The sequence below is a fragment of the Micromonospora sp. WMMC415 genome (genome assembly GCF_009707425.1).
Taxonomy (GTDB): Bacteria; Actinomycetota; Actinomycetes; order Mycobacteriales; family Micromonosporaceae; genus Micromonospora.
In genome coordinates, this window is the sequence record NZ_CP046104.1 from 2,280,156 (window position 1) to 2,305,441 (window position 25,286).

Consider the following 25,286-nt stretch of genomic DNA (forward strand, 5'->3'; position numbering starts at 1 on the left):
CGGCTCGGGACACCCGCCCGGACGTCCGCTGTGACCGATCCGCTGATCGTTATCGGCCAGGTCGATGGGGATTGTCACTATCCGCCCGACTCTCTCGCCGTTTCGCGTTCGCCGGGCAGAGGGTAGGTGAGCGTACGCCCCCTCCGCCCCGGACACAGATGCAGGCTGATGCGAAACAGATATCTGGACCTCCTGCGCTTCCTGGCCATCGTTCGAGTCGTCGTCTACCACGTCACCGGTTGGGCGACGCTCACGCTCGTCTTCCCGGCGATGTCGGTGATGTTCGCCCTCGCCGGTTCGCTGATGGCGGCGTCGCTGCGGCGATCCGGGCCGCCGGCGGTCGGCCGCCGGCTGCGCCGTCTGCTGCCGTCGCTGTGGGTGCTCGCCGCGGTCTTCGTACCGGCGATGCTGCTCACCGGGCTGCCGTTGACGCCGAAGGTCCTGCTCTGGCTGGTCCCGGTGGCCGACCCACCGGCCAACGACTGGGGCGCCGTGGCGCTCAGCCCGATCTGGTACCTGCGCAACTACCTGTGGTTCGTGCTCGCCTCACCGGTGGCGCTGTGGCTGTTCCGGCGCGCGCCGCTGCCCACCCTCCTCGCCCCGTACGCCGTGCTCGCGGCCATCGAGTCGGGCGTGTACCCGAACGCGCCGGCGGCGGTCCAGCAGTTCGGGCTGTACTTCGGGGCCTGGCTGCTCGGGTTCGCCCACCAGGACGGGGCGCTCCGCCGGCTCGCCAACCGGGTGCTCTGGCCGGCCGCCGCGGTCCTCGTGATCGCCGGCGGGGCCTGGATCCTCACCCATCCGGGCCCGCGCGGCTACGACCTCAACGACATCCCGCTCGGCAACGCCCTCTGGTCGGCCGGCTTCATCCTGGTCCTGCTCGGCCGGGCGCCGGCGAGCGCGGCGTGGGTGGACTGGAACGCGCTGATCGGGAGGCTGGTCACCATCCTCAACCGCCGGGCGTTGACCGTCTACCTCTGGCACATGCCGTTCGTCGTCGCGCTCACCCCGCTGGTGGACGTGGTCGGCTGGTCGCACCAGGATCCGGTCGGCCTCGCGATCCGGATCGCGCTGGTCTTCGCGCTCGTCGGCGTCGTCACGCTGCTCGTCGGGTGGGTGGAGGACGTGGCCGCCCGGCGCCGGCCGGAGCTGATCCCGGGCGGGCGGCGGTCGGCCCCGGCCGGCCCGGTGCGGCGGCCGGCGAGCCACCCCGGCAAGCCGGCCGGCGGGAGTGCGGCCGTGCCGGCCGGACGCGCCGTCGTGCCGGGGCAGCACATCCGGGAGCCGGAGACGGTGGAGATCACCGCTGGGAGACGGTGAGGTCCCCGCTGCCCGTGGCGACGTCGAGCACCAGCGTCGCCGACGGTACGTTCGGCACGCCCACCTCCGCGCGGCCCGAACCCACCTCGGAGACCACCCGGTAACTGCCGGCCGGGACGGTCAGCTCGACGTCCCCGCTGGAGGCGTGCGCCCGGACCGAGGCGGGAGTGGCCAGCTCGACCGTCACCCGGCCCGAGTTCGCCTCGACGTCGACGCCGCCGCCCAGCCGGCGGGCCGTGATGTCGCCGGACGACGCCCGCAGCCGCACCGGCGCGGTCACGTCGACCACCTCGATGTCGCCGGAGCCGGTCTCGACGCGTACCGGGCCGCCGGCGTTGGCCACCCGGACGTCGCCGGAGCCCACCGTCACGTCGACGGCGCCGGTCCGGCTCACGTCGACGTCCCCGGAGCCGGTCTCGCCCCGCACTGCGACGCCGGGCGGGGCGGTCACCTCGTAGGAGATGCTGCACCGGGGACCGCAGTCGGTGTCCAGCACCAGTTCCGTGCCGTCGACGCGGTACGTCGTCTCCGGCTGGTCGCTCTGGTAGCGCACCACCCGCTTGATCCGCACCGACCCGGGAGCGCCGGTGGCCCGTACGACCACGTCACCGGCACCGGGCAGCACCCGTACGGTGGTGATCTTCACCGCCTCGGTGTTGTCGAAGTCGAGCCGGCGGAAGGACAGGCTGTCACACCCGGCGACGACGATGAGCGTGGCGGCCGCGAACGCGGACACGGCGGACGCCGTGCCCCGGGTGCGGACGGTGCTCCGGTGCAGTGCCATGCCGAGGACGCTACGGCCGCGGGCCGGTCCGCCGCATCGGGGGCCGTCCGGGCGTCCACCCCGAACCGACCCTGATTTCCCACCCCGAGGGAGAATGGCCCGATGGCCGGGTACCGCCGACAGCTCTACCGCGACGACGCGGTGGTGCTGCGTGTGCAGAAGCTCGGCGAGTCCGACCGCATCATCACCCTGCTCACGCGCCGGCACGGGCGGCTACGGGCGGTGGCTCGCGGGGTGCGGCGCACCACGAGCAAGTTCGGGGCGCGGCTGGAGCCGTTCGGCCACGTCGACCTCCAGCTCGCCGGCGACCCGAAGGGCAACCACGGCAGCTCGCTGCACACGGTGAGCCAGGTCGAGGGCATCGACCTGTACGGCAAGCGTTTCCTCGGTGACTACCCCCGCTACACCGCGGCCAGCGCGATCTGCGAGACGGCCGAGCGGCTCACCCCGGTGGAGCGGGAGCCGTCACTGCGGCTGTTCCAGCTCACCCTCGGTGCGCTGCGGGCGCTCGCCGACGGGGAGCACGCCACCACCCTGGTGCTGGACGCGTACCTGCTGCGCGGCATGGCCCTGGCCGGCTGGGCGCCGGCGCTGGGCGCGTGTGCGGTCTGCGGCACCCCCGGGCGGCACCGGGCCTTCTCCGTGCCGGCCGGGGGCGCGGTCTGCCCGGACTGCCGGCCGCCCGGCGCCGCACACCCCGCGCCGGCCACGATCGACCTGATGTCCGCGCTGACCAGCGGCGACTGGCGGGTCGCCGACGCCACCGAGACCGGCGTACGCCGGGAGTGCAGCGGCCTCGTCGCGGCGCACCTGCAGTGGCATCTGGAACGCGCGTTACGCTCGCTGCCGCTGGTCGACCGGGGCGCTCCGGCGGCCGGTGCGGTCCCGACGCCCGCCGCCCGGGCGGCCGCGGATCCGGCCGGGCGACCTGCCGGCGGGCCGGTCGTCGAGCCGGGCGGGGGACCGGCGGGGGCGTAGGACGCGAGCAGAAAGAGAGTGCAGTGATCCGATCGATGAGGGGCACCCGGCGGGAGCCGGCGCCACCGACCCCGCACCCGTCCGGCGCCCGCCCACCCGCGCTGCCGCGGGAGGCGCTGCCCCGCCACGTCGCGGTGGTGATGGACGGCAACGGCCGGTGGGCCAAGGAGCGTGGCCTGCCCCGCACCAAGGGGCACGAGGCCGGTGAGTTCTCGCTCTTCGACACCATCGAGGGTGCGATCGAGCTGGGCGTCCCGTACCTGTCGGCCTACGCGTTCTCCACCGAGAACTGGCGGCGCTCGCCCGACGAGGTGCGCTTCCTGATGGGCTTCAACCGGGACGTCATCCGCCGTCGCCGGGACCAGCTCGTCGACCTCGGTGTCCGGGTCGTCTGGTCGGGGCGGGCCGGCCGGCTGTGGAAGAGCGTCATCTCGGAGTTGCAGACCGCCGAGGAGATGTCCCGGGGCAATTCGACGCTGACGCTCCAGTTCTGCGTCAACTACGGCGGGCAGGCCGAGATCGCCGACGCCGCCGCCGCGATCGCGCGGGACGCCGCGGCCGGCCGGCTGGACCCGGCGAAGGTCACCGAGAAGACCATCGCGAAGTACCTCTACCACCCCGAGGTCCCCGACGTGGACCTCTTCCTGCGTCCCTCCGGTGAGCAGCGCACCTCGAACTTCCTGCTCTGGCAGAGCGCCTACGCCGAGCTGGTCTTCCTCGACACGCTCTGGCCGGACTTCGACCGCCGGCACCTCTGGTACGCCTGCGAGCTGTACGCCCAGCGGGACCGTCGCTTCGGCGGGGCGCTGCCCAATCCGGTGGCACCCACCACCTGACGCTTACCGCGCGGTCGCGCCGGGTATCTCTCTGGTCAGCAGTTACTGACGGAGGTGAACCACGATGATCCAGAAGCGGATCGCCCAGTGGGCGTTCATGGCCCTCGCCGTGCCGGTGGCGGCCGCGGGCGCGCGCAAGCTCAGCCACACGATCGAGGCGCGGCGGGGCCCGTCCGGCATCTCCCGCCTGCTCAACAAGGGTGCCGACATGCTCCGCCCGGCGAAGGCCAAGCGCCGCCGCTGGTTCTGACCCGGCCGGCCCCGACACGACGCCGCCTCCCGCGTACGCCGGGTGGCGGCGTCGCGCGTTCCGGGGCGGCCTGGACTCCCGGCGGCCTACGATCGGGACAGGGGGTGGGAGATGCGGGAGCTGCGGTACAAGATGCTCATGGCGCTGAACGCGGCGGACATCGGCGAGCCCCTCTGCGGGCAGCTGGCGGAGATCTGCGCCGAGATCGCCGAGCAGCACTGCCAGGAGGTGGGTCACGTCCCGCAGGTCCGCGCGGGCGAGATCGGCGAGCTGGCCACCGGGGAGCCGGCGCTGACCTGGGCGCCGACCGAGACCGGGCAGCGCGCCTGGTGACCGCGCCCGCGTCCGCGGTCGACATCCGGCGCGCCGGCGACCGGTTCCACACCCGGATCTCCTGGCTCGATTCCCGGCACTCCTTCTCGTTCTCGCGGCACTACGACCCCGCGAACACCCACCACGGGCTGCTCCTGGTCAACAACGACGACGTGGTCCGCCCCGGCGCCGGGTTCGAGACCCATCCGCACGAGGACATGGAGATCGTCACCTGGGTGCTGCGCGGCTCACTGGTCCACCAGGACTCCACCGGCCACTCCGGCGTGATCTACCCCGGCCTGGCGCAGCGGATGAGCGCGGGCACGGGCATCCTGCACTCGGAGAAGAACGACGCCTGGCGTCTCGACGGCCGCGATCCGCACACCGACCCGGTCCACTTCGTGCAGATGTGGGTCGTGCCGGACGAGGCGGGCGTCGACCCGGGGTACGAGCAGCTCGAGATCGACGACCAGTTGCTGCGCGGCGGCCTGGTGCCGGTGGCCTCCGGCATGGACCGGTACGCGGGCGACTCGGCGATCCGCATCCGCAACCGGTACGCCACGCTGCACGCCGCCCGCCTGCGGCCCGGCGACGAGGTGACCCTCCCCGACGCCCCCTTCGTCCACCTCTACGTGCCGGACGGCGCGGTGACGCTGGAGGGCAGCGGACTCCTGGGGACCGGCGACGCCGCCCGCCTGACCGGGCCGGGAGGCCAGCGGGTGACGGCAACGGAACCAGCGGAGATCCTGGTCTGGGAGATGCACGCCACGCTCGCGTGACCGCACCGCCCCCGTCCGACCCGTCCTGCTCCGCCACCCCGGAGCGGCCCCTTTGCTCTGCTTCAACCCACGCAACGGTTTCCGACGGATTGTGCTGCGTCGGTTGAAGCAGAGCAAAGGGCTCGGCAAGGGTTGCCGGGCGGCCTGGCTGGCGCCGGCGGGCCTGCACCGTTCCGGCGCCGCGCCGCCAACCGGATGTGCGGGTCGAGGGAAGGGGTCAGGCCTCGATCTCGCGGCGGTCGCCGGCCCAGAGGGTGTGGTACGAGCCGTCGCGGTCCACCCGGCGGTAGGTGTGGGCGCCGAAGTTGTCCCGCAGGCCCTGGATCAGCGCCGCCGGCAGGCGGTCGGCGCGCAGGGCGTCGAAGTAGGCCAGCGACGAGGCGAACGCCGGTGCCGGCACGCCGGCCCGGGCCGCCTCGGCGACCACCCGCCGCCAGCTCGGCACCCCGTCCCGCACGGTGTCGGCGAACCACGGCGCCACCAGCAGGCTGGGCAGGTCGGACTGGTCGTCGTACGCCTGCCGGATCCGGTCGAGGAAACGCGCCCGGATGATGCAGCCGCCCCGCCAGATCGTCGCCGTGCCGCCCAGGTCGATGTCCCAGTCGTACTCCCGGCTGCCGGCGCGGATCTGGTCGAAGCCCTGTGCGTACGCGACGATCTTGCTGGCGAGCAGCGCGCGCCGCACGTCTTCGACGAAGGTCTCCCGGTCGCCGACCCGCCACGTCGCGCCCGCCGCCGGGAACGCCCGCCGCGCGGCCTCCCGCTGACCGGCGTGACCGGACAGCGACCGCGCGAACGTCGCCTCGGCGATGCCGGTGATCGGGATGCCCAGGTCGAGGGCACTCTGCACGGTCCACCGGCCGGTGCCCTTCTGCTCGGCCTGGTCCAGCACGACGTCGACGAACGCACGCCCGGTGGCCGCGTCGTCGTGCCCGAGCACGTCGGCGGTGATCTCGATGAGGAACGACTCCAACTCGCCGGAGTTCCACTCCCGGAAGATGTCGGCGATCTCCGCCGGTTCCGCGTCCAGACCCGCCCGCAGCAGGTCGTACGCCTCGGCGATGAGCTGCATGTCGGCGTACTCGATGCCGTTGTGGACCATCTTCACGAAGTGCCCGGCGCCGTCCGCCCCGATGTGCCGGCAGCACGGTACGCCGTCCACCTGCGCGGCGATCTTCTCGAAGATCGGCCCGAGCTTGCGGTACGACTCGGCCGAGCCGCCCGGCATGATGCTCGGGCCGCGCAGCGCGCCCTCCTCGCCGCCGGAGACGCCGGTGCCCACGAAGTGCAGCCCCTGCTTGCGCAGCGCCTCCTCGCGGCGCCGGGTGTCGGCGAAGTGCGCGTTGCCGCAGTCCACGATGATGTCGCCGGCGTCGAGCAGCGGGACCAGTTCGTCGATGACCGCGTCGGTCGGCCCGCCCGCCTTGACCATCACGATGACCGCCCGGGGGCGTTCCAGCGCGGCGACGAAGTCGGGCAGCGACTCGGCGGGCAGGAACCGCCCCTCGTCCCCGTGCTCGGCGACCAGGCTGCGCGTGCGCTCCGGCGAGCGGTTGTGCACCGCCACGGCGAAACCGTTGCGGGCCAGGTTCCGGGCCAGGTTGCGGCCCATCACCGCCAGCCCCGTCACGCCGATCTGCGCCGTCGCCTGTTCGGTCATCCGTCCGCCGCCTTCCGCCGTCGTCAACCTGCCGTTGCGACCGTATCGCGGCGTCCAGGGGAGTGGGCTGCGTCGTCGACAGTGTGTCACCGGTCGGGCGCGTCCGGTCGCCGGCGCGGCTCCGGCCGTCGTCCTGCGCGTGGACCGGGGCCGTCGCGGTCCCGCCGACGTCGACAATTCGGCTGCGCCCGGCCGGGGGGCCGGGTTAGGCTGCCCGCATGCGCAACTGACGCCCCTTTCCCGAGCCGGGTCCGCCGCCGTCGCGGCCTGACCCGCGTGCTTCCGGGCGTCCGCGTCTCCCCACCCGCCGTCGGGCCGGTGGTGTCCTCCGTGGTCGTTCCCGGGGCAGCAGTCCCCACCCGCTCGGTCGCCGTCGGCGGCCACGAGACGCAGCGGGGCCACCGGCCACGGGCCGGGGAGCCCGCAGAGTGAGGAGGCACGGATGCCCGCCAAGCGCAGCACCCGGAAGTCCCGCACCACCCGTCCCGCGCCCGAGGTCGCGGACGTCACGCCGGCGAACCTCGACCAGGTCGCGGTGGCGCCGGTCCCGGCCCTGCCGGCGGCCCGCCCGGCGGCGCCGAAGGCCGGTCCGCCGGTCACCGGCGTGGGCGGCGTCGGGCGCGGCCAGCGGACCGGCCAGGTCCGCCGGTACGCCTTCCGGCGCAGCTGATCCGCTGATCGTGGACGGTCACCTCGTCGGGTGACCGTCCACGATCGTCAGGGCCGCCGGACCACCCCGGTCAGCTGATCAGCGGACGGAACGTGCCGAGGAGGATGCTGGCGCTCAGCGCGGCGCCCGCGAGCGCCGCCGCGCCGGCGATCAGCACGGCGTCGGCGGGGCCGAAGTGCTGCCGCCGCGCCACGGTGCGTGGGGTCGTGGCGTCGAACCCTCGGGCGTCCATCGCCACCGCCAGTCGGGTGCCCCGGCGGATCGCCCCGACCAGCAGCGTGAACGCGGTCGAGGTGAAGAGACGCAGCCGGGCGAGCGGGTTGCGACCGGCGTCCACGCCCCGGGCCCGCCGGGCCATGCTGATCATCTGCCACTCCTGACCGAGCAGCGGCACCAGCCGGAACGCGGCCAGCGCGCCGTAGGCGAACCGGGCGGGCGCTTTCGCGTTCTGCACCAGCGCGTCGGCGAGGTCCGTCGGGTCGGTCGTGGCGACGACGATCACCCCGGGCAGCGCCACGGCGAACATGCGCAGCACCAGACCGAGGGCGGTGATCAGCACGCCCGAGGTCACCATTACCGGTCCGGCGTCGAGCAGTACCCGTCCGGAGCGGTCGGCGGCGAAGAGGACCAGGGTGACCAGGATGCCGCCCGCGGCGAGCAGCAGTGGCCACGTCCGCCGGGCGAGCACGCGCAGGCGGACACCGAACAGCGGCAGCGCGGCCAGTTCGACGGCGATGGCGATGGCCGGGGCCACCGGGTCCAGGGTGGCGATCAGCACGAGCGAGAAGACCAGCGCCGCCGCGAGCTTCGCCACCGGGTTGCGCCGGGCCAGGGGCGCGCCCGGCCGGGCGACCGGATCGAGGCCGATCACGGCGCCTCCCCGGCTCGGCGCTCCAGCAGTACGTGGCGGTCGGCCAGCGCCGCGACGAACTCCGCGTCGTGGGTGACCGTGACCAGGCCGTGCCCCGCGTCCCGTAGCTCGGCGAAGAGGTCCACCAGCTCCGACCAGGTCCGCCGGTCCTGGCCGAAGGTGGGTTCGTCGCAGATCACCAGGCGGGGTGCCGTGGCCAGGGCCGTCGCCACGCTCAGCCGCCGCGCCTCGCCACCGGAGAGCGTGTACGGGTTGGCGCGGGCCAGCGTGGTCAGCCGCAACCGGTCGAGCAGAGCGTCCACCGTGGAACGCACCTCCGGCTCGGGCCGGCCGGTGCGGCGCGGGCCCAGCGCCAACTCGTCGAAGACGGTACTGGTGACGAACTGGTGCTCCGGGTCCTGGAACACCGAGCCGATCCGGCGGGCCAGCGCCGGCGCGCGCCAGCGGTGCGGGGCAGTACGGGTGTCGTCGCCGGCCAGCGCCGCGGTGGCGGCGAGCCGACCGGTGCCGGGCTTGAGCAGGCCGCCGAGCACCAGTGCCAGGGTGGACTTCCCGGCACCGTTGGGACCGAGCACGGCGAGCGCCTCGCCGGCGCGTACGGCCAGGTCGACGGCGCCCAGCCGGGGCGGCAGGCCGAGCCGTTCGGCGGCGAGCAGCACGTCGCCGGCGGGCCCGGTGGCGCGGCGGGGCGGCACCGGGCGGCCGGGCACCCACACTCCCTCGGCGGCGAGCGCGTCGCCGTGCGCGGCGAAGACCGCCTCCGGGGTGCCGTCGGCCCGGACGCCGCCGCCCGCTTCGAGCACGACCACGCGGTCGACCAGCGGCAGCGACTCGGCGACCCGGTGCTCGACGAGGAGCAGGGTGGTGTCGGCGTCCAGCGCCCGGGTGACCGCGTCGCGGACCAGGGTCGCCCCGGCCGGGTCCAGGTTTGCGGTGGGCTCGTCGAGCAGCAGCAGGCCCGGCCGCAGGGCGAGCACCCCGGCCAGGGCGAGGCGCTGCTGCTCGCCGCCGGACAGCGCGGCGGTGGGTCGGTTCCGGTCGTACGGGAAGCCGACCCGGCGCAGCGCCTCGTCGACGCGGTGCCAGATCTCGTCGGCGGGCACGCCGCGGTTCTCCAGCCCGAACGCGACGTCGTCGCCGGAGCGGGACATCACGAGTTGGGATTCCGGGTCCTGGAAGACGATGCCGACCCGCTCCCGTGCCTTGCGCGGGTCGAGCCCGTCGATCTCGACGGTGCCCTCCTGCTCCCCGGAGTCGTCGGGCAGCAGCCCGGCCAGCGCCGCGAGCAGGGTGCTCTTCCCGGCGCCGGAAGGCCCGAGCAGAAGGACCCGTTCCCCGTGCTCCACCCGCAGGTCGACCCCGCGCAGCGCCCACCGTCTCCGCCCGGCGTGCCGCCACCCGAACCCCCGCAGCATCACGGTGCCCACCAACTCACCCCCTCCCGCACCCAGCGGCCACGTCTTGTTGATCAGGAGGTTTGCGTCAGGAATGCCGCCGTTTGTTGACGCAAACCTCTTGATCAACGTGGCGGAGGGGTCAGATGGTGGCGCGTTCGCGGCCGGCGGGGAAGCGGTCCAGGGCACCCGTGCCCGCCAGAGCGCGGGTGAGCGCCCAGGCGCCGGCACCCGCGACGACGGTGGCGCTGAGGACGGTGACCACGAAGATCGGCACCCGGGCGCTCCACAGGTCGAGCGCGGCGTAGTACCGGATCTGATCGAAGATCGCCGCCGCCAGGCCGGCGAGGGTGCCGGAGAGCAGAGCGGCGGGCAGCCGGAACGAGCGGTACCGGAACGCGGCGAAGCCCAGTTCGGCGCCGACCCCCTGGAACGCTCCCTGCAGGATCGCCACGGTGCCCCACTGGCTGCCGAGCAGCACCGAGATGAACGCCGCCAGGAACTCGCAGTAGAAGGCCGCCCCCGGCCGGCGGATCACGAGGCCCCCCAGCACACCGGGGAGCAGCCAGATGCCGTAGATGACCGACTGCGCCGGCGGGAAGAAGGCGAAGGCGCCCTCGGTGGCGGCCCAGACGAAGTTCCAGGCCCAGAAGATGACGCCGAAGGCGACGGCGATCACCGAGGCGACCACGATGTCGACGGTGCGCCACCGGGTGGTGGTGGGGTGGGTCATGAGTGCTCCCAGTTCTCGATGCGAACCAGGAGAAGACGCACGCCGCGCCCGGTGTGCCCGGACGGCGGCGCGGCTGGAGGTCGACCGAACTCCCTGCGCTGGCATTACCCAGATCAGGTTCGAGGGTCTGCGGGCCCTGCCCGCACTCTCAGCGCTGTGCGCTCCCCTGTCGGATGTGAAGTTGTCCCACCGACGCTAACACCCCTGAAGATCATCCGGCAAAGTGATCTCCGTGCAGGTCAGCGCGGGAATGCCAGCTCTTCTCGCGGAGTCCATCGACCGGGCCCGCTCCGGCCGGTAGTCTCAGGCCCGCCGGTCCGCCACCCGGCAGAGGGAAGAGCACGTGACACCGGAGACGCCCGCCGCGCCCGACGGCGCCACCGCGACCGCCACGGTCGGCCCGGCCGCGCCGGACGTACCACCGAAGGAGCCGACGCCGGCCGGCGGCGACCGGCCCCGACGGTGGCTGGGGGACCGGATCGGGTCGGTCGAGGTCCTCGCCGCCCTGCTGGTGCTGCTGATCATCTTCCGGGAGCAGCTCGCCGGCGCCCTGGCCGCGCCCCGGATCCAGACCTGGACGACGGTGTTCGTCTCGGTGATGGTGCAGGCGGTGCCGTTCCTGGTGTTCGGGGTGCTGCTTTCCGCGGTGATCGCGGTGTTCGTACCCCGGTCGTTCTGGGCCCGGGCGCTGCCGAAGCACCCCGCCGCCGCGGTGCCGGTGGCCAGCGCGGCCGGTGTGGTGCTGCCGGGCTGCGAATGCGGCTCGGTGCCGATCGCCGGGTCGCTGATCCGGCGGGGCGTCACCCCGGCCGCCGCGCTGGCGTTCCTGCTCGCCGCGCCGGCCATCAACCCGATCGTGCTCACCGCCACCGCGGTCGCCTTCCCGAACAACCCGGAGATGGTTCTCGCCCGTGGGCTGGCCAGCCTGGTCGTGGCGATGGTGATGGGTTGGCTGTGGCTGCGCCTCGGCCGGGCCGACTGGATCCGGCTGCCGCGCCGGCCCGACCTGGACGACGCCTCCCGGGGCCGGGCGTTCTGGGCGGCGGTACGGCACGACGTGACGCACGCCGGCGGCTTCCTCGTCCTCGGCGCCATGGCCGCGGCCAGCATCAACGTGCTGGTGCCCGAGCGGTGGCTGCAGACCCTCGCCGACAACGCGGTGCTGTCGGTGCTGGCGCTGGCGGTGCTCGCCGTGCTGCTCTCCATCTGTTCGGAGGCGGACGCCTTCGTCGCGGCCTCACTCTCGCAGTTCTCGCTCACGTCCCGGCTGGTGTTCCTGGTGGTGGGTCCGATGGTGGATCTCAAGCTCATCTCGATGCAGGCCGGGGTGTTCGGCCGCCGGTTCGCGCTGCGGTTCGCGCCGGCCACCTTCGCGGTGGCAGTGGCGGTCGCCGTGGGCGCCGGGGCGGTGCTGCTGTGAACCGCCAGGCGCAGGCGGTGGTCCTGCTGCTGCTCGGCGGCGCGGTGATCCGCGCCTGCTTCACCGACCTCTACCTGAACTACGTCAAGGAAGGGCTGCGTCCCTTCCTGATCGCCGCCGGGGTGCTGCTGGTCGCCGCCGCCGTCATGACCCTCTGGTACGAGCTGCGCCCCGCCCCCCGCGCCGCGACCACCGGGGACGGACCGGCTCAGCCGGACGCCCGCCGGCACGACGACGACCACGACGGCCACGACGGCCACGGCCACGGCCACCACGAGCCGCGGGTCGGCTGGCTGCTCATCCTGCCGGTGCTCGGCCTGCTGCTCGTCGCCCCGCCGGCCCTCGGCTCGTACGCGGCCGGCCAGGCCGGCACCGCCCTGTCCAGCCAGCAGCAGCCGTCCGACTACCCACCGCTGCCGGCCGGCGACCCGGTGCCGGTGAGCGTGCTCGACTACGCCTCCCGGGCGCTGTTCGACAAGGGCGCCTCCATCGGGGACCGGCGGGTCCAGGTCACCGGCTTCATCGCCGCCGGCCCGGACGGGCAGCCGATCCTCGCGCGGATGGTCCTCTCCTGCTGCGCCGCCGACGGCCGCCCGATCAAGCTGGGCATGACCGGCAACGCGCCCACCGGCCTCGCCGACGACACCTGGGTGGAGGTGACCGGCCGCTACAGCGACCGGATCGGGCGGGACCCGGTGAACGACGCCGAGATCCCCTACGTCGACGTGGAGTCGTGGCGGCAGGTGCCCGCCCCCAAGCAGCCGTACGAGTGACCCGCCGGTCCGGGTACGCTGCCGATCATGCGCATCGACGCCCGGGGATTCACCTTCGACGTACGCGCCGGCGGCCCGCAGGACGGTCCCCCCGTTCTCCTGCTGCACGGCTTCCCGCAGCACGGCGGTGAGTGGGACGGCGTGGTGCCGGCCCTGCACGCCGCCGGGCTGCGCACCTACGCGCTCGACCAGCGGGGATACTCGCCCGGTGCGCGGCCGGAGGCCGTCGGGGCGTACCGGCTGGCGGAGCTGGTCGCCGACGCCGCCGCCGTGCTCGACGCGCTGGGCGTCGACGCGGCGCACGTCGTCGGCCACGACTGGGGAGCCGTCGTCGGCTGGGGCCTGGCCGCCGGCCACCCCGACCGGGTACGCACGCTGACCGCCGTCTCCGTGCCGCACCCCGCCGCGATGGCGCACGCGCTCACCGCCGACCCGCAGCAGAAGGCCCGCTCGGCGTACATGCTGCTGTTCCGGCAGCCCGGCGCGGCGGAGAAGGCGCTGCTGGCGTTGAACGCGACCGGGCTGCGCCGGATGCTGTCCGGCGTCGGCGCCGCCGACCGGGTGGCCGCGTACGCCGAGCCGATGCTCGCCCCCGGCGCGCTCACCGGCGCGCTGAACTGGTACCGGGCCATGTCCCGGGACGACCTGGCGGCCGTCGGCCCGGTGCGGGTGCCGACCACGTACGTCTGGAGCGACCGCGACGCCGCGATCGGCCGGACGGCGGCCGAGGCCTGTGCGGCGCACGTGACCGGCGACTACCGGTTCGCGGAGCTGGCCGGGGTGAGCCACTGGATCCCCGACGAGGCGCCCGCGCCGCTCGCCGAGGCGATCCTGGCCCGGATCCGGGGCTGACAGACTGTCGGCGAGCCTCGCGGCGGCTGCGGGGTCACCGACCGCCTGAGTGAGGGGGACCGAATTGCACGGAGCGGACGTGGCGCCGACCGCCGAGGAGTACCTGGCGGTGGTCACCGAGACGATGCGCCGGGTGGCGGCGAGCCAGCGGGAGGCGGTGGCAAGGGCCGCCGATTTGATCGCCGAGGCCCTGCGGGCGGACGGCGTGGTGCACGCGTTCGGCACCGGCCACTCGGAGGCCCTCGCCATGGAGATCGCCGGGCGGGCCGGCGGGCTGGTGCCCACCAACCGGATCGCCCTGCGCGACCTCGTCCTGGTCGGCGGCGCGTCGCCGGACGTGCTCGGGCCACGCCTCGAGCGGGACCCGTCGGTGGCGCACCGCCTGTACGACCTCGCGCCGATCCGGCCGCCGGACGTCTTCGTGCTCGCGTCCAACTCGGGCGTGAACGGGGCGATGGTCGAGTTCGCCGCGCTGGTCCGCGACAAGGGGCACGGGCTGATCGCCATCACCTCGGCCGAGCACTCCGGCCGGATGGAGTCGCGGCACCCCTCGGGGCGCAAACTCGCCGACTTCGCCGACGTGGTGCTGGACAACGGCGCCCCGTACGGCGACGCCACCCTGCCGCTGCCCGGGGGCGGCGCGATCGGCGCGGTCTCGTCGATCACGGCGGCGCTGCTGGCCCAGCAGGTCACGGTCGAGGTGGTGGCCCGGCTGCTCGCCGCGGGGGAACGGCCCCCGGTCTACCTGTCGGCGAACATCGCCGGCGGTGACGCGCACAACGACGCCCTGGAGGCCCGCTACACCGGCCGCATCCGCCGCGGCGCCTGAGCGGTAAGGAAGGGCCCCCTGTTAACGCCTCCGGTAGGGAAAGGGACCCCTGTTAACAACGCCGGGCGGTGTCGTGAACCGGTTTCGCGCAACGCGCGGTGGGGCACAAGCGTTCCTGCCGTCGGACGGGCCGCCGCCGGCAGTACGTCCGCATCGGAGGTAGCGCGTGACCAAGGAGACCGAGAAGCAGCGCTGGCAGCGCAACTTCGCCGACCTGCTGCAGGAACTGCGGGTCGCGCAGACGGGTGTGCAGATCCTCTTCGCCTTCCTGCTCACCCTGCCGTTCAGCGCCGGGTTCGAGCGGACGACCGCTTTCCAGAAGGACGTCTACATCGTCGCGCTGCTGGCCGCGGCCGGCGCCACCGCCCTGATCATCTCCCCGGTGGCCTTTCACCGGGCGCTGTTCCGGCAGGGGCGCAAGCCGGAGCTGGTCCGCTTCGCCCACCGGATGGCGAGCGGCGGTCTCGCGCTCATGCTGGTCTCGATGGTCACTGCCGTCCTGCTGATCACCGACTTCGTGCTCGACCGGACGGTCGCCTTCGTGCTCAGCGCGCTCACCGCGGTCTGGTTCCTCACCTACTGGATGATCCTTCCGTTCGCCCGCCGCAACTGGGGCGAGGACGACCTGGACGACGACGAGGACAGCCCCACGTCGTACTGACCGGCGACGACGCCGATAAATCGATCTTCATTGAACGCTACCCCTGGGTAACACCCGGGGGTAGCGTGGCAGATGTCGAGCACGTCGACGCATCCGGACCGAGGTTCGAGGAGGCAGCCGTGACCACGACGCAGAACAACCGGTCCGCACCCGACGGCACGGGCCCCGAGCAGCCCGCCACCGCCGGCGCGGCCGGTCCGCTGCCCACCGAGGCCGGTCAGGTCTCCGAGAAGGAGGCCCGCCAGGTCGCCGAGGCCGCCCGGGAATCCTCCTGGGACCGCCCGAGCTTCGGCAAGGAACTCTTCCTGGGCCGGCTCCGGCTCGACCTCATCAACCCCTGGCCGCAGTCGGCTCCCGACGACGTGGCGCGGGCCGACGAGTTCCTCGGCCGGCTCCGGAAGTACCTCGCCTCCGACGTGGACGGCGCCGCCATCGAGCGGGACGCGGTCATCCCCGACGAGGTGTTCCAGGGGCTGGCCCGGCTCGGCGCGTTCGGCATGAAGATCGACCGGTCGTACGGCGGGCTCGGGCTGAGCAACCTGCACTACTGCCGGGCCCTGATGCTCGCCGGCTCGGTCAGCCCGGCGATCGGCGCGCTGCTCTCCGCGCACCAGTCCATCGGTGTGCCGCAGCCGCTCAAGATGTTCGGCACCGCCGAGCAGAAGCAGCGCTTCCTGCCCCGGCTCGCCGCGGGGGAGGTCTCCGCGTTCCTGCTCACCGAGCCGGACGTCGGGAGCGACCCGGCCCGCCTGGCGACCACGGCCGAGCCGACGCCGGACGGCAGCGGGTACAAGCTCAACGGCGTCAAGCTCTGGGCCACCAACGGCACCGTGGCCACCCTGCTCGTGGTGATGGCCCGCGTGCCGGCCGGCGAGGGGCGGCGGGGCGGGATCACCGCGTTCGTCGTCGAGGGCGACTCCGAGGGCATCACCGTCGAGCGGCGCAACGCGTTCCTCGGGCTGCGCGGCCTGGAGAACAGCCTCACCCGCTTCCACGACGTGTTCGTGCCGAAGGAGAACGTGATCGGCGGCGAGGGCAAGGGCCTGAAGATCGCCCTGACCACGCTCAACACCGGGCGGCTCTCGCTGCCCGCGATGTGCGTCGGCGCCGGGAAGTGGGCGCTCAACGTGGCCCGGGAGTGGGCGGCCGACCGGGTCCAGTGGGGCCGGCCGGTCGGCGAGCACGAGGCCGTCGCGCAGAAGCTCTCCTTCATTGCGGCGACCACGTACGGCATGGAGACCATGCTGGACCTGTGCTGCCTGCTCGCCGACGACGACCGCAACGACATCCGGATCGAGGCGGCGCTGGTCAAGCTCTACGCGAGCGAGATGGCCTGGCGGATCGCCGACGAGCTGATCCAGATCCGGGGTGGGCGCGGGTACGAGACGGCCGAGTCCCTCGCCGCCCGGGGCGAACGCCCGGCCGCGGTCGAGCAGATCCTGCGTGACCTGCGGATCAACCGCATCTTCGAGGGCTCCACCGAGATCATGCACCTGCTGATCGCCCGCGAGGCGGTCGACGCGCACCTGTCCGTGGCCGGCGACATCATCGACCCGGACGCCGGTCTCGGCCGCAAGGCGCGCGCCGGCGCGCGGGCCGGTGTCTTCTACGCGAAGTGGCTGCCGACCCTCGCGGTCGGTCGCGGGCAGGCTCCCGGGGCGTACGGCGAGTTCGGCCCGCTCGCCGGCCACCTGCGCCAGGTGGAGCGGTTCTCCCGCAAGCTGGCCCGGTCGACGTTCTACGCGATGTCCCGGTGGCAGGGAAAGATGGAGCGCAAGCAGGCGTTCCTCGGCCGGGTGGTGGACATCGGGGCGGAGCTGTTCGCGATGTCGGCGGTCTGCGTCCGCGCGGCGGCCGAGCGGGACACCCGGCCGGAGAACGTCGAGCTGGCCGACCTCTTCTGCCGTCAGGCCCGGGTCCGGGTGGACGCGCTCTTCACGGCCCTCTGGGACAACACGGACTCGGTCGACACGGCGGCCGCCAAACGGATCCTCGCCGGTCGCTACGCCGGTCTGGAGGACGGCGTGCTCACGCCGTCGGCCGACCTGCCGTGGGTCGCCCGCTGGTCGCCCGGCCCGTCGACCGCCACCGACGCCCGCCGGCGCATCCCCCGCCCGGAGTGACGCGAGCCGCGGCAGGGGGTTTGCTGAACCGCCCTCGCTAGCTTGATCCACTCGACATCCTGCGTATCGCGGTATTCCAGTCACCCGGACACCGCGATATGCAGGATCTCGTGTCGATCATGGCCCGGCCGCCCGGCCGCCCGGCCGCCCGGCCGCCCGGCCGCGTCCGGCGGTCAGCGGGCGATGGCCCAGGCCAGCACCGCCGCCAGGATCAGGCCGTTCAGCACGGCCAGCCCGAGGTACGCCGCCGGCGGGATCCGGCGCCCCTGCCGGACGAACCGGACCAGGAACGCGGCGTAGCCGAGCAACAGCACGGCGACGACAATCAGGAAGTAGAACACCCGACGACCTTAACGGCCCCCGGCCGGTGTCGGACGCCGGGCACGAAGCCGCGCCGCTCGGGCCGGCGGACCGCAGGGTCGGGCCGGGGCGGTACGAGTCATGCTCGGGCAGCACACCGCCGCCGGCACCCGCCAGGTCGACGTCCGGTCGGCGTGGGGCCGGGCGCGGCGGGACTCAGCGGCCGTGTAGGCCCAGGGCGCGCAGCTCCAGGGCAGCCAGCGCCTCGACCGCGTCGTCGTCGCCGCGCCGCCACGCCTCGGCCACGTCGGGGGTGATGCGGGCCAGCTGGCCCAGCGGCTGGGTGGCCAGGGCCCGCAGGGCGAGCAGGTCCCGGCCGGCGGGCGCGGCGGCCAGCTTCGCGGCGGCACCGGCGCGGCGCATCCACCGCACCCGCAGCGGCAGCCAGCCGAGGAGCACCAGGCCGAGCGGGAAGACCAGCACGGCGACGGCCAGGGCCAGGGCGAGCTGGTCGACCAGCTCCTGCTGGTCCCGCCCGGCCTCGGCGAGAGAGCGCGCCGCCCCGGCGGCCCGCTCGAACGGCGCGGTCAGCTCGTCGCCGACCAGCGGGAGCCGGCCGACCTTGCCGCCGGCCTCGGCCAGGTTGTCGGCCAGGCCACCGCCGGCGCCCTCCAGCTTCTGTCCGGGTACGGCGAGCTTCTGCACCAGGTCGTGCAGCCACAGCGCGCCGCGCACCGACGCGTACACCCAGGCGACGACGAGGAGGTCGGTGAGCAACTGACGGGCGGCGGTCGGGAAGCGATCGGCGTAGATCTTCACGCCGGACAGCGTGCCACGGCGACGCGCCCGCGGCACCCCGTGCGGCGTGTTAGGAAGGGACCCTTATACAACGCCAGGCGTTAACAAGGGGCCCTTCCTTGCACCTCAGGGACGGGCGGCGGGTGTGGCGGTGGCGGTGCCCTCACCGGCGTGGCTCACCGCGTCCGCCACGATGTGGGCGACGTGCTCGTCGACCAGGGCGTACGCGATCTCCCGGCCGCGCCGGGAGCCGCGCACCACGCCCGCGCCACGCAGGATCCTCAGGTGCTGGGAGACCAGGGGTTGCGGGGCGCCGAGCTTGTCGACCAGCTCGTGCACGCACCGCTCGCCGTCGGCGAGCTCGCTGACGATGGCCAGCCGGATCGGCGCGGAGAGCGCGCGCAGCAGCTCGCTGGCATCCTCGAAGGCGTCGTAGCCTGACCCGCTGCTCACCCTGCAACGGTAACCAATGCCATCCGCATCCGGCTGGTCAGGACCGGTGCAGCACGACCTCGTGCGGCTCGGTGGTGGTTTCGGCGACCGGGGTGGCGCGGCGCCGTAGCGCCCGCCAGACCGCGCCGCCGAGCGCGACCACCGCGAACGACGCGATCGCCATCAGCACCACGGACGCGCCGGGGGCCGTGTCGGCGTTGGCCGCCACGTAGACACCCGAGCCGGCGGCGAAGAGACCGAGTGCCATCGCCGCCGCCAGCGTGCCGCGGAAGCCCCGGGTGACCTGCTGGGCGGCGGCCACCGGCACCACCATCAGCGCGCTGATCAGCAACACGCCGACCGCGCGCATGGCGATCGTCACGGTGACCGCGGTGGCGACGGCGAGGAGGAGGTTGAGGGTACGGACGGGCAGGCCGGAGACGCGGGCGTACTCCTCGTCATGGCAGACGGCGAACAGCGCCGGGCGCAACGCCAGCATGGTGACCAGGATCGCCGCGCCGAGCACGGTGATGGTGGTCAGGTCAGCGGGGGAGATGGTGGTCAGCGACCCGAAGAGGTACGCGTTGAGCGCCCGGGTGTTGTCGGAGAGCCCGACGAGCATCACGCCGCCGGCGATGCCGCCGTAGAAGAGCAGCGCGAGCGCCAGGTCCCCGGAGGTGCGACCGCGCGCCCGGACCAGCTCGATGGTGATCGCGCCGAGAGTCGCCACGATCACCGCCACGAGCACCGGGGACTGGTTGAGCAGCAGCCCGGCGCCGACACCGGTCAGCGCCACGTGCCCGACCCCGTCACCGATCAGCGCCAGCCGCCGCTGCACCAGGTAGATGCCGAGCGCCGGGGCGGCCAGGCCGATGACCAGCGCGCCGATGAGGGCACGCTGCATGTACGGGTACTGGAAGAGTTCCATGCTCAGCTGCTCCAGAGCCCGGCGGGCTCGTCGGGACCGTGCGGGTGCACGTGGTCGTGGTCGGGGTCGGCGTGGTGCCCGGCCGGCTCCGGGACGGCGCCGTCGTGGGCGATCCCACCGGCGTGGACGACGACCGCCCGGGAGATCAGCGGCCGCAGCGGCCCCAGCTCGTGCGCGACCAGCAGCACGGTGCCGCCACTGGCCACGAAGTCCTTGAGTGCGCCGGCGAACGCCTCCTGGCTCGCCGCGTCCACTCCGGCGGTCGGCTCGTCGAGGACCAGCAGCTCCGGCCTGCCGGCCAGGGCACGGGCGATCAGGGTGCGCTGCTGCTGCCCGCCGGAGAGGGTGGACACCGGGTCACCGGCCCGGTCGGCGAGACCGACGGAGGCCAGCGCCGCCTCGACGGCCTCCCGGTCGGTGCGTCCCGGCGGGCGCAGGACGCCCCGGCGGGCCAGCCGACCGGAGGCCACCACCTCGCGGACCGTGGCCGGGACGCCACTACCGGCGCCGAGGCGTTGGGGGACGTACCCGATGCGGTGCCACTGCCGGAACCGCCGCAACGGGTGGTCGAAGAGGGTGACGGATCCCGAGCTGAGCGGGACCAGCCCGAGCACGGCGCGGATGAGGGTGGACTTGCCGGAGCCGTTGGCGCCGAGCACGGCGACCACCTCGCCGGCGGTCACGGTCAGCGAGACGTCACGGAGCACGGGGCGGCCGTCGTAGCCGACCACCCCGTGCGTGACGGTGATGACAGGGGACGTCACGAGCAGTTCAACGCCGTCCGCAGGGTGGCCAGGTTGGTGCGCATCACCGAAAGGTAGTCGCCGCCGTCGTCGCCGGACAGCCCCTCCAGCGGATCCAGCACCGCGGTCTTCGCGCCGACCTCACCGGCGATGGTCTCGGCGACCTTCGGGCTGACCAGCGTCTCGAAGAAGATCGTGGTGGCCTTGTGCTCCCGCGCCTCCTCGGCGACCTCGGCGAGCCGCTGCGGCGACGGCTCGTCCTCCGGGCTCAGCCCGCTGACGCCGATCTGCTCCAGCTGGTAGCGCTCGGCGAGGTAGCCGAAGGCGGTGTGGCTGACGACGATCTCGCGTCGCTGGCAGGTCTTCAGGCCGGTGGTGAACTCCGCGTCGAGCTTCTCCAGCTCGGTCCGGAGGGCCTTCGCCCGCGCCGTGTAGTCGCCGGCGCGGTCCGGGTCGGCCGTGCCGAGCCGCTCGGCGAGCCGGTCGCCGACGGTGGCCAGGCGGGTCGGGTCGAGCCAGAGGTGCGGGTCCTTGCCGCCGGTCTCCTCCTCGTGGCCCGGCTCCTCGGCCGCGCCCGACTCCTCGGCGTGCCCGGCTTCCTCGCCCTCGTGCTCGTGGTCGTGCCCACCGGCGGCGGCGTCGAGCAGCGGCTGCACCGTGGCGACGTCGAGGGCCTTGTCCCCGGCGTTCTGCTCGACGGCCTCGTCGACGGCGGGCTGGAAGCCCTTGAGGTAGACGACCAGCTCCGCCTGTGCGACCTCGCCGACCTGGCCCGGGTTGAGCTCGGCGTCGTGCGGCTCGGCGCCCGGCTTCACCAGGTTGCTCACCGTGACGGCGTCGCCGCCGATCCGCTCCGCCAGGAACTGCAACGGGTAGAACGCCGCCACCACGTCTACCCGCTGCGGGTCGGCGCCGGCCTGGTCGTCGGAGCAGGCGGCGACGCCGCCGAGGGCCAGCAGGGCGGTCGCGGCGGCGGCGAGGGTGCGCGGAGCGGAGCGGATGTTCATGACGTCAACTGTCCGCGACAACGATAATGATTGTCAAAAACGCATGAGTGCATGTTCAGAGCAGCTTCACCAGGCCCGCCGTCACCAGCAGCGTCAGCACCAGCAGCCGGATCACCCGGGTCGGCGGCGTCTGCACCGCCCAGGTGGTGACCAGCAGCGCGGCGACGCCCGCCGCGAGCGCCAGCGTGAGCAGCCCGCCGACCACGCCCGGGGTGAAGAACGCGACCAGCACCAGCACCAGGGTGACCAGGAACACCGTCGTCGGGTTCGCCCGGGCCAACCGGGCCGGCAACCCGCTCTGCGTACGCTGCATCCCACAGACTCTACGAGGAGGAACCCGGTGCTGGTGACCAACCGGTTCGTGGTCGAGGTCGATGTCGCCGACGACTTCACCGCCCGGGCGCACGCCGCGCTCGCCGCGCTCGCCGCCCGGCCCGGGTACCTGCGCGGCCAGTTGGTACGCGCCCTCGACGACCCGCGGCACTGGTGCCTGCTGACGGAGTGGGAGTCGGTCGGCACCTACCGGCGTGCGCTCGGCGACTTCGACGTCAAGGTCACCGCGATCCCGCTGCTCGCCGAATCGGTGGACGAGCCGTCCGCGTACGAGGCGCTCGCCACCGCCGCGCCCGGCGGCGAGGTGGTCGTGGCGGCGAGCGATAGGTCCGCCGGTCCTTACCGGTGAGCCGGAAACCACTACATTGATCTCATGACCGCTCCCGGACCGGCTGCCTCCTCGCCGTACCCTTCGGTGCCCGGCCAGGAGGGCGCCGCGCACCCGCCGGCCGTGCCCGGCCCGCCGGCGCACCCGGGGGTCCCCACCCCGCCGGCCGGCCCCGGTGTCGCGCCGCCGTTCGCCGCACCGCCCACCGAGGGCCGCAACACCCGGCTCTGGCTGGGGCTCGGCGCCGGCGCGCTCGCCCTGCTGCTCTGCTGCGGTGGCGGGGGCGCGGCGGTGATCGGGCTCGCCGTGACCGGTGTGCAGGCGATCGACGAGCAGGGGCGGGCCGTCTCCGCCGACTACTACCGGGCCCTGGCGGAACGCCGGTACGGCGCCGCCTACGACCAGCTGTGCGACGCGGCGCAGCGGCGGGAGTCGCGCCGGGAGTTCGAGCGGCGCGTGTCCGACGAGCCGCAGGTCGCGTCCTTCCGCGTCGGCGACGTCGACCCGAACACGCTGACCGTGCCCGTCGACGTGACCTACACCGGCGGCGACCGCGACCGCCAGCAGGTGAACCTCGAACAGGACCGGCAGACCGGCGAGCTGGAGGTGTGCGGGGTCAACTGACCCGCCCCCGGTATTCTCCTGGGCTCGGGACGTCCCTGGTCGTACCGTTGTCCCGAACTGCCCGTCGCATCCCACCGTGTCCCCGCCGACCGCCAGCCGGCGTAGGAGGAAACATGCCAGCCGACCGTATCGACGCCGTTGTCAGCCTCGCCAAGCGCCGAGGCTTCGTCTTCCCCTCCAGTGAGATCTACGGGGGCACCCGCTCGGCGTGGGACTACGGTCCGCTCGGCGTGGAGCTGAAGGAGAACGTCCGCCGGCAGTGGTGGAAGACCATGGTCCAGCAGCGGGACGACGTCGTGGGCCTCGACTCCGCGGTCATCCTGGCCCGGGACGTCTGGGCCGCCTCCGGCCACCTGGACGCCTTCGTCGACCCGCTGACCGAGTGCCAGTTCTGCCACAAGCGGTTCCGCGCGGACCACCTCGAGGAGGCGTACGAGGCGAAGCACGGCAACCCGCCGGCGTCGCTGGCCGAACTGAACTGCCCCAACTGCGGCAACAAGGGCACCTTCACCGAGCCGAAGATGTTCAACGGCCTGATGAAGACGTTCCTGGGCCCGGTGGAGAGCGACGAGGGCCTGCACTACCTGCGCCCGGAGACCGCGCAGGGCATCTTCGTCAACTACAAGAACGTCGAGACGGTGGCCCGCAAGAAGCCGCCGTTCGGCATCGCCCAGACCGGCAAGTCGTTCCGCAACGAGATCACGCCGGGCAACTTCATCTTCCGTACCCGCGAGTTCGAGCAGATGGAGATGGAGTTCTTCGTCGAGCCGGGCACCGACGAGGAGTGGCACGAGTACTGGCTGCGGGAGCGCTGGAACTGGTACATCGACCTCGGCCTGTCCGAGACCAACCTGCGCTTCTACGAGCACCCGAAGGAGAAGCTCTCCCACTACTCGAAGCGCACGGTCGACATCGAGTACCGGTTCCAGTTCGGCGGCACCGAGTTCGCCGAGCTGGAGGGCATCGCCAACCGCACCGACTTCGACCTGTCCACGCACAGCAAGCACTCCGGCGTCGACCTGTCCTACTTCGACCAGACCAAGCAGGAGCGCTGGATCCCGTACGTCATCGAGCCGGCCGCCGGCCTCACCCGCGCGGTGCTGGCGTTCCTGCTGGAGGCGTACGACGAGGACGAGGCGCCCAACACCAAGGGCGGCGTGGACAAGCGCACGGTGATGCGCTTCGACCCGCGCCTGGCGCCGGTCAAGGTCGCCGTCCTGCCGCTGTCCCGCAACGAGGCGCTGTCGCCCAAGGCTCGGCAGCTCGCTGCCGACCTGCGTAAGCGCTGGGTGGTGGAGTTCGACGACTCGCAGGCCATCGGCCGCCGGTACCGCCGCCAGGACGAGATCGGCACCCCGTTCTGCGTGACGGTGGACTTCGACACGCTCGACGACAACGCCGTGACCGTGCGGAACCGGGACACCATGGCCCAGGAGCGCGTCTCCCTGGACCAGATCGAGCACTACCTCATCGACCACCTCCCCGGCTGCTGACCCGGAAGGAAGGGCCCCTTCTTAACGCCTGGCGTAGAGAAGGGGCCCCTTCTTAACGCTCACCCGCTGTTCGGCTCGGCTCGAATCCCGGTCCCGGTGCCCAGCCCGTGACGCGCCGAACACGCGTCCTCGACCATGCGGCGAACCCGTCCCGGCTCCCGCCGGATCTGGGCGGGGGTGAAGTGAATGACCAGCACGCCCTGCCGGCTCAGCTCGTTGTGCCGGTCCAGCGTCCGCGTCCAGTCGTCGGGGCTGATGTGGTACTCCCGCGAATCGACCTCCAACGCCACCGCGCCGTCCCGCAGATACCCGTCCGGGGTCGGCAGTCGCGCGCCGTCCGCCGCCCACAGCCGTGGGTTCCACAGGATCTCCGGCAGCAGCCGGCTCCCGGCCAGGCACTCGCGCAGCTCGGTCTCCGGTGCCGAGCGGGTGCCGTCCGCGACCTCGGCGAAGGCCTTACGGATCAGCGCGGTCCGGCTGCGCCGGGCCCGGCGGATCTCCTCGTCCAGGGTTGCGAGGTCGGCGAAGCCCCGCTGAACGGCCTCGGCCACGGTGGCTCGGACCGGTCGTAGCTGACCCAGGTCCCGGGCGGCGTCCACGACAGCCCGGGCCGGTGAGCACACCGGGTAGAGGGCCGTCTTCCGGGCCCGGTGATCGAGCTGCAAGGTCCGGGCTATCACCGCGTAGCCAGCCGATCGGCGCCGTGTGTGGTGCGGCAGGATCAGGTGTACGTCCGTTGTGCGAGGGCTGTACCGAAAGCCGTACCAATCAGGGCCGCCAAGCCGGTGAGCTGCGCGTCCGGACCGGCGTAGAGCGTTGCGGCGATCCGTCGCTGCTCCTCGGTGAGGGTGCCGGTGACCAGCGCGTATGTCGCCGGCAGCACTCGCTGCCACAGGCCGCGCCGGGTCTGCCGGTACAGGTACATGTCGTCGAAGCCGGCGGCCAGGAGCTGAGCGCGCGTGACGATCTGCTGCTGGCGCTCGGCCACGTCCACGAGTTCGGGCGGGTGTTCAGGCATGCATCGCAGGATGCGGTTGCCGCTCGCCCGCTTTCTG

The 25,286-nt window shown here is 73.4% G+C and carries 30 protein-coding genes and 1 riboswitch; of the genes, 16 read left to right on the forward strand and 14 right to left on the reverse strand.

Annotated features, from left to right (window positions below; all coding sequences use genetic code 11):
* Positions 1 to 168: 168 nt before the first annotated feature.
* Entirely contained in the window at positions 169 to 1,320 is a 1,152-nt protein-coding gene (locus tag GKC29_RS11075) for an acyltransferase (RefSeq protein WP_155330737.1), read from the forward strand.
* Here the strand turns inward: GKC29_RS11075 and GKC29_RS11080 are convergent.
* Entirely contained in the window at positions 1,301 to 2,104 is an 804-nt protein-coding gene (locus GKC29_RS11080; RefSeq protein ID WP_155330738.1) for a DUF4097 family beta strand repeat-containing protein, read from the reverse strand. The two genes, GKC29_RS11075 and GKC29_RS11080, sit on opposite strands and share 20 nt — an antisense overlap.
* A gap of 102 nt (positions 2,105 to 2,206) precedes the next feature.
* On the opposite strand from GKC29_RS11080, the gene recO reads away from it, so the two are divergent.
* From recO to GKC29_RS11105, 5 genes are all read left to right on the forward strand, one after another.
* Positions 2,207 to 3,082: a DNA repair protein RecO gene (gene recO, locus GKC29_RS11085; protein ID WP_230688990.1), complete on the forward strand. Its 876-nt coding sequence runs from the start codon at positions 2,207 to 2,209 to the stop codon at positions 3,080 to 3,082.
* Between the two features lie 35 nt (positions 3,083 to 3,117).
* Entirely contained in the window at positions 3,118 to 3,918 is an 801-nt protein-coding gene (locus tag GKC29_RS11090) for an isoprenyl transferase (protein WP_155330739.1), read from the forward strand.
* 64 nt (positions 3,919 to 3,982) lie between these two features.
* The gene (locus tag GKC29_RS11095; RefSeq protein WP_155330740.1) at positions 3,983 to 4,168 is read left to right on the forward strand and encodes a hypothetical protein; all 186 of its coding nucleotides are present in this window, start codon (positions 3,983 to 3,985) and stop codon (positions 4,166 to 4,168) included.
* 111 nt (positions 4,169 to 4,279) lie between these two features.
* Complete coding sequence (locus GKC29_RS11100) at positions 4,280 to 4,501, forward strand: thioredoxin reductase (protein WP_155330741.1); 222 nt, start codon at positions 4,280 to 4,282, stop codon at positions 4,499 to 4,501.
* On the forward strand, positions 4,498 to 5,259 hold the full coding sequence (locus GKC29_RS11105; RefSeq protein WP_155330742.1) for a pirin-like bicupin family protein: 762 nt from the start codon (positions 4,498 to 4,500) through the stop codon (positions 5,257 to 5,259). Before GKC29_RS11100 ends, GKC29_RS11105 begins: the two co-directional genes overlap by 4 nt.
* Before the next feature lie 217 nt (positions 5,260 to 5,476).
* On the opposite strand, the gene gndA is transcribed toward GKC29_RS11105, so the two are convergent.
* Positions 5,477 to 6,919 carry an NADP-dependent phosphogluconate dehydrogenase gene (gene gndA / locus GKC29_RS11110; protein WP_155330743.1) on the reverse strand — a complete coding sequence of 481 codons (1,443 nt, stop codon included), beginning with the start codon at positions 6,917 to 6,919 and terminating at the stop codon, positions 5,477 to 5,479.
* Between the two features lie 442 nt (positions 6,920 to 7,361).
* Between gndA and GKC29_RS11115 the strand changes: the two genes are divergently transcribed.
* Complete coding sequence (locus GKC29_RS11115; protein ID WP_155330744.1) at positions 7,362 to 7,589, forward strand: hypothetical protein; 228 nt, start codon at positions 7,362 to 7,364, stop codon at positions 7,587 to 7,589.
* A gap of 70 nt (positions 7,590 to 7,659) precedes the next feature.
* Here GKC29_RS11115 and GKC29_RS11120 read toward each other — a convergent pair whose 3' ends face one another.
* The 3 genes from GKC29_RS11120 to GKC29_RS11130 form a co-directional block, all read right to left on the reverse strand.
* Positions 7,660 to 8,460, reverse strand: coding sequence for an energy-coupling factor transporter transmembrane protein EcfT (locus tag GKC29_RS11120; protein WP_155330745.1), 801 nt, complete (start codon positions 8,458 to 8,460; stop codon positions 7,660 to 7,662).
* Complete coding sequence (locus GKC29_RS11125; protein ID WP_155330746.1) at positions 8,457 to 9,887, reverse strand: ABC transporter ATP-binding protein; 1,431 nt, start codon at positions 9,885 to 9,887, stop codon at positions 8,457 to 8,459. The genes GKC29_RS11120 and GKC29_RS11125 overlap by 4 nt, the downstream gene beginning before the upstream one ends.
* A gap of 109 nt (positions 9,888 to 9,996) precedes the next feature.
* On the reverse strand, positions 9,997 to 10,587 hold the full coding sequence (locus tag GKC29_RS11130; protein ID WP_155330747.1) for an ECF transporter S component: 591 nt from the start codon (positions 10,585 to 10,587) through the stop codon (positions 9,997 to 9,999).
* A gap of 72 nt (positions 10,588 to 10,659) precedes the next feature.
* Positions 10,660 to 10,765, reverse strand: a riboswitch (TPP riboswitch).
* A gap of 288 nt (positions 10,766 to 11,053) precedes the next feature.
* Between GKC29_RS11130 and GKC29_RS11135 the strand changes: the two genes are divergently transcribed.
* From GKC29_RS11135 to GKC29_RS11160, 6 genes are all read left to right on the forward strand, one after another.
* Entirely contained in the window at positions 11,054 to 12,007 is a 954-nt protein-coding gene (locus GKC29_RS11135; RefSeq protein ID WP_155334085.1) for a permease, read from the forward strand.
* Positions 12,004 to 12,780 carry a TIGR03943 family protein gene (locus GKC29_RS11140; protein WP_155330748.1) on the forward strand — a complete coding sequence of 259 codons (777 nt, stop codon included), beginning with the start codon at positions 12,004 to 12,006 and terminating at the stop codon, positions 12,778 to 12,780. Before GKC29_RS11135 ends, GKC29_RS11140 begins: the two co-directional genes overlap by 4 nt.
* A gap of 27 nt (positions 12,781 to 12,807) precedes the next feature.
* Positions 12,808 to 13,632, forward strand: coding sequence for an alpha/beta fold hydrolase (locus GKC29_RS11145; RefSeq protein WP_155330749.1), 825 nt, complete (start codon positions 12,808 to 12,810; stop codon positions 13,630 to 13,632).
* 79 nt (positions 13,633 to 13,711) lie between these two features.
* The gene (locus GKC29_RS11150; RefSeq protein WP_155330750.1) at positions 13,712 to 14,461 is read left to right on the forward strand and encodes a sugar isomerase domain-containing protein; all 750 of its coding nucleotides are present in this window, start codon (positions 13,712 to 13,714) and stop codon (positions 14,459 to 14,461) included.
* A 166-nt stretch (positions 14,462 to 14,627) separates the two neighbouring features.
* A complete protein-coding gene (locus tag GKC29_RS11155; RefSeq protein WP_155330751.1) occupies positions 14,628 to 15,122 on the forward strand; it encodes a DUF6328 family protein in 495 nt (164 codons plus the stop codon).
* A 119-nt stretch (positions 15,123 to 15,241) separates the two neighbouring features.
* Complete coding sequence (locus GKC29_RS11160; protein ID WP_155330752.1) at positions 15,242 to 17,245, forward strand: acyl-CoA dehydrogenase family protein; 2,004 nt, start codon at positions 15,242 to 15,244, stop codon at positions 17,243 to 17,245.
* A 173-nt stretch (positions 17,246 to 17,418) separates the two neighbouring features.
* Here GKC29_RS11160 and GKC29_RS29540 read toward each other — a convergent pair whose 3' ends face one another.
* The 7 genes from GKC29_RS29540 to GKC29_RS11190 all read right to left on the reverse strand — a co-directional run bounded on the left by GKC29_RS29540 (position 17,419) and on the right by GKC29_RS11190 (position 21,766).
* The gene (locus GKC29_RS29540; RefSeq protein WP_196255853.1) at positions 17,419 to 17,586 is read right to left on the reverse strand and encodes a hypothetical protein; all 168 of its coding nucleotides are present in this window, start codon (positions 17,584 to 17,586) and stop codon (positions 17,419 to 17,421) included.
* Positions 17,587 to 17,761: 175 nt separating this feature from the next.
* Positions 17,762 to 18,364, reverse strand: coding sequence for a hypothetical protein (locus GKC29_RS11165; RefSeq protein ID WP_155330753.1), 603 nt, complete (start codon positions 18,362 to 18,364; stop codon positions 17,762 to 17,764).
* Between the two features lie 105 nt (positions 18,365 to 18,469).
* On the reverse strand, positions 18,470 to 18,796 hold the full coding sequence (locus GKC29_RS11170; protein ID WP_155330754.1) for a helix-turn-helix transcriptional regulator: 327 nt from the start codon (positions 18,794 to 18,796) through the stop codon (positions 18,470 to 18,472).
* A 37-nt stretch (positions 18,797 to 18,833) separates the two neighbouring features.
* A complete protein-coding gene (locus GKC29_RS11175; RefSeq protein WP_155330755.1) occupies positions 18,834 to 19,703 on the reverse strand; it encodes a metal ABC transporter permease in 870 nt (289 codons plus the stop codon).
* A 2-nt stretch (positions 19,704 to 19,705) separates the two neighbouring features.
* Positions 19,706 to 20,467, reverse strand: coding sequence for a metal ABC transporter ATP-binding protein (locus tag GKC29_RS11180; RefSeq protein WP_155330756.1), 762 nt, complete (start codon positions 20,465 to 20,467; stop codon positions 19,706 to 19,708).
* Positions 20,464 to 21,453 carry a metal ABC transporter substrate-binding protein gene (locus GKC29_RS11185; RefSeq protein ID WP_155330757.1) on the reverse strand — a complete coding sequence of 330 codons (990 nt, stop codon included), beginning with the start codon at positions 21,451 to 21,453 and terminating at the stop codon, positions 20,464 to 20,466. The genes GKC29_RS11180 and GKC29_RS11185 overlap by 4 nt, the downstream gene beginning before the upstream one ends.
* A 55-nt stretch (positions 21,454 to 21,508) precedes the next feature.
* On the reverse strand, positions 21,509 to 21,766 hold the full coding sequence (locus GKC29_RS11190; RefSeq protein ID WP_155330758.1) for a hypothetical protein: 258 nt from the start codon (positions 21,764 to 21,766) through the stop codon (positions 21,509 to 21,511).
* Between the two features lie 27 nt (positions 21,767 to 21,793).
* On the opposite strand from GKC29_RS11190, the gene GKC29_RS11195 reads away from it, so the two are divergent.
* From GKC29_RS11195 to GKC29_RS11205, 3 genes are all read left to right on the forward strand, one after another.
* On the forward strand, positions 21,794 to 22,135 hold the full coding sequence (locus GKC29_RS11195) for an antibiotic biosynthesis monooxygenase (RefSeq protein ID WP_155330759.1): 342 nt from the start codon (positions 21,794 to 21,796) through the stop codon (positions 22,133 to 22,135).
* A 24-nt stretch (positions 22,136 to 22,159) separates the two neighbouring features.
* A complete protein-coding gene (locus GKC29_RS11200) occupies positions 22,160 to 22,738 on the forward strand; it encodes a hypothetical protein (RefSeq protein WP_230688991.1) in 579 nt (192 codons plus the stop codon).
* A 113-nt stretch (positions 22,739 to 22,851) separates the two neighbouring features.
* Positions 22,852 to 24,231, forward strand: a complete 1,380-nt coding sequence (locus tag GKC29_RS11205; RefSeq protein WP_155330760.1) for a glycine--tRNA ligase — start codon at positions 22,852 to 22,854, stop codon at positions 24,229 to 24,231.
* A 59-nt stretch (positions 24,232 to 24,290) separates the two neighbouring features.
* Here GKC29_RS11205 and GKC29_RS29905 read toward each other — a convergent pair whose 3' ends face one another.
* Positions 24,291 to 24,896: a hypothetical protein gene (locus tag GKC29_RS29905; protein WP_230688992.1), complete on the reverse strand. Its 606-nt coding sequence runs from the start codon at positions 24,894 to 24,896 to the stop codon at positions 24,291 to 24,293.
* Between the two features lie 56 nt (positions 24,897 to 24,952).
* Complete coding sequence (locus GKC29_RS29910) at positions 24,953 to 25,249, reverse strand: type IV toxin-antitoxin system AbiEi family antitoxin domain-containing protein (protein ID WP_230688993.1); 297 nt, start codon at positions 25,247 to 25,249, stop codon at positions 24,953 to 24,955.
* Between the last annotated feature and the right edge of the window lie 37 nt (positions 25,250 to 25,286).

Bases quoted from the DNA above. Each gene is read 5' to 3' on its own strand.
- GKC29_RS11075 (WP_155330737.1), top strand. From the start codon at position 169: ATGCGAAACAGATATCTGGACCTCCTGCGCTTCCTGGCCATCGTTCGA.
- GKC29_RS11080 (WP_155330738.1), bottom strand. From the start codon at position 2,104: ATGGCACTGCACCGGAGCACCGTCCGCACCCGGGGCACGGCGTCCGCC.
- recO (WP_230688990.1), top strand. From the start codon at position 2,207: ATGGCCGGGTACCGCCGACAGCTCTACCGCGACGACGCGGTGGTGCTG.
- GKC29_RS11090 (WP_155330739.1), top strand. From the start codon at position 3,118: ATGAGGGGCACCCGGCGGGAGCCGGCGCCACCGACCCCGCACCCGTCC.
- GKC29_RS11095 (WP_155330740.1), top strand. From the start codon at position 3,983: ATGATCCAGAAGCGGATCGCCCAGTGGGCGTTCATGGCCCTCGCCGTG.
- GKC29_RS11100 (WP_155330741.1), top strand. From the start codon at position 4,280: ATGCGGGAGCTGCGGTACAAGATGCTCATGGCGCTGAACGCGGCGGAC.
- gndA (WP_155330743.1), bottom strand. From the start codon at position 6,919: ATGACCGAACAGGCGACGGCGCAGATCGGCGTGACGGGGCTGGCGGTG.
- GKC29_RS11115 (WP_155330744.1), top strand. From the start codon at position 7,362: ATGCCCGCCAAGCGCAGCACCCGGAAGTCCCGCACCACCCGTCCCGCG.
- GKC29_RS11130 (WP_155330747.1), bottom strand. From the start codon at position 10,587: ATGACCCACCCCACCACCACCCGGTGGCGCACCGTCGACATCGTGGTC.
- GKC29_RS11145 (WP_155330749.1), top strand. From the start codon at position 12,808: ATGCGCATCGACGCCCGGGGATTCACCTTCGACGTACGCGCCGGCGGC.
- GKC29_RS11175 (WP_155330755.1), bottom strand. From the start codon at position 19,703: ATGGAACTCTTCCAGTACCCGTACATGCAGCGTGCCCTCATCGGCGCG.
- GKC29_RS11185 (WP_155330757.1), bottom strand. From the start codon at position 21,453: ATGAACATCCGCTCCGCTCCGCGCACCCTCGCCGCCGCCGCGACCGCC.
- GKC29_RS11190 (WP_155330758.1), bottom strand. From the start codon at position 21,766: ATGCAGCGTACGCAGAGCGGGTTGCCGGCCCGGTTGGCCCGGGCGAAC.
- GKC29_RS11200 (WP_230688991.1), top strand. From the start codon at position 22,160: ATGACCGCTCCCGGACCGGCTGCCTCCTCGCCGTACCCTTCGGTGCCC.
- GKC29_RS11205 (WP_155330760.1), top strand. From the start codon at position 22,852: ATGCCAGCCGACCGTATCGACGCCGTTGTCAGCCTCGCCAAGCGCCGA.
- GKC29_RS29910 (WP_230688993.1), bottom strand. From the start codon at position 25,249: ATGCCTGAACACCCGCCCGAACTCGTGGACGTGGCCGAGCGCCAGCAG.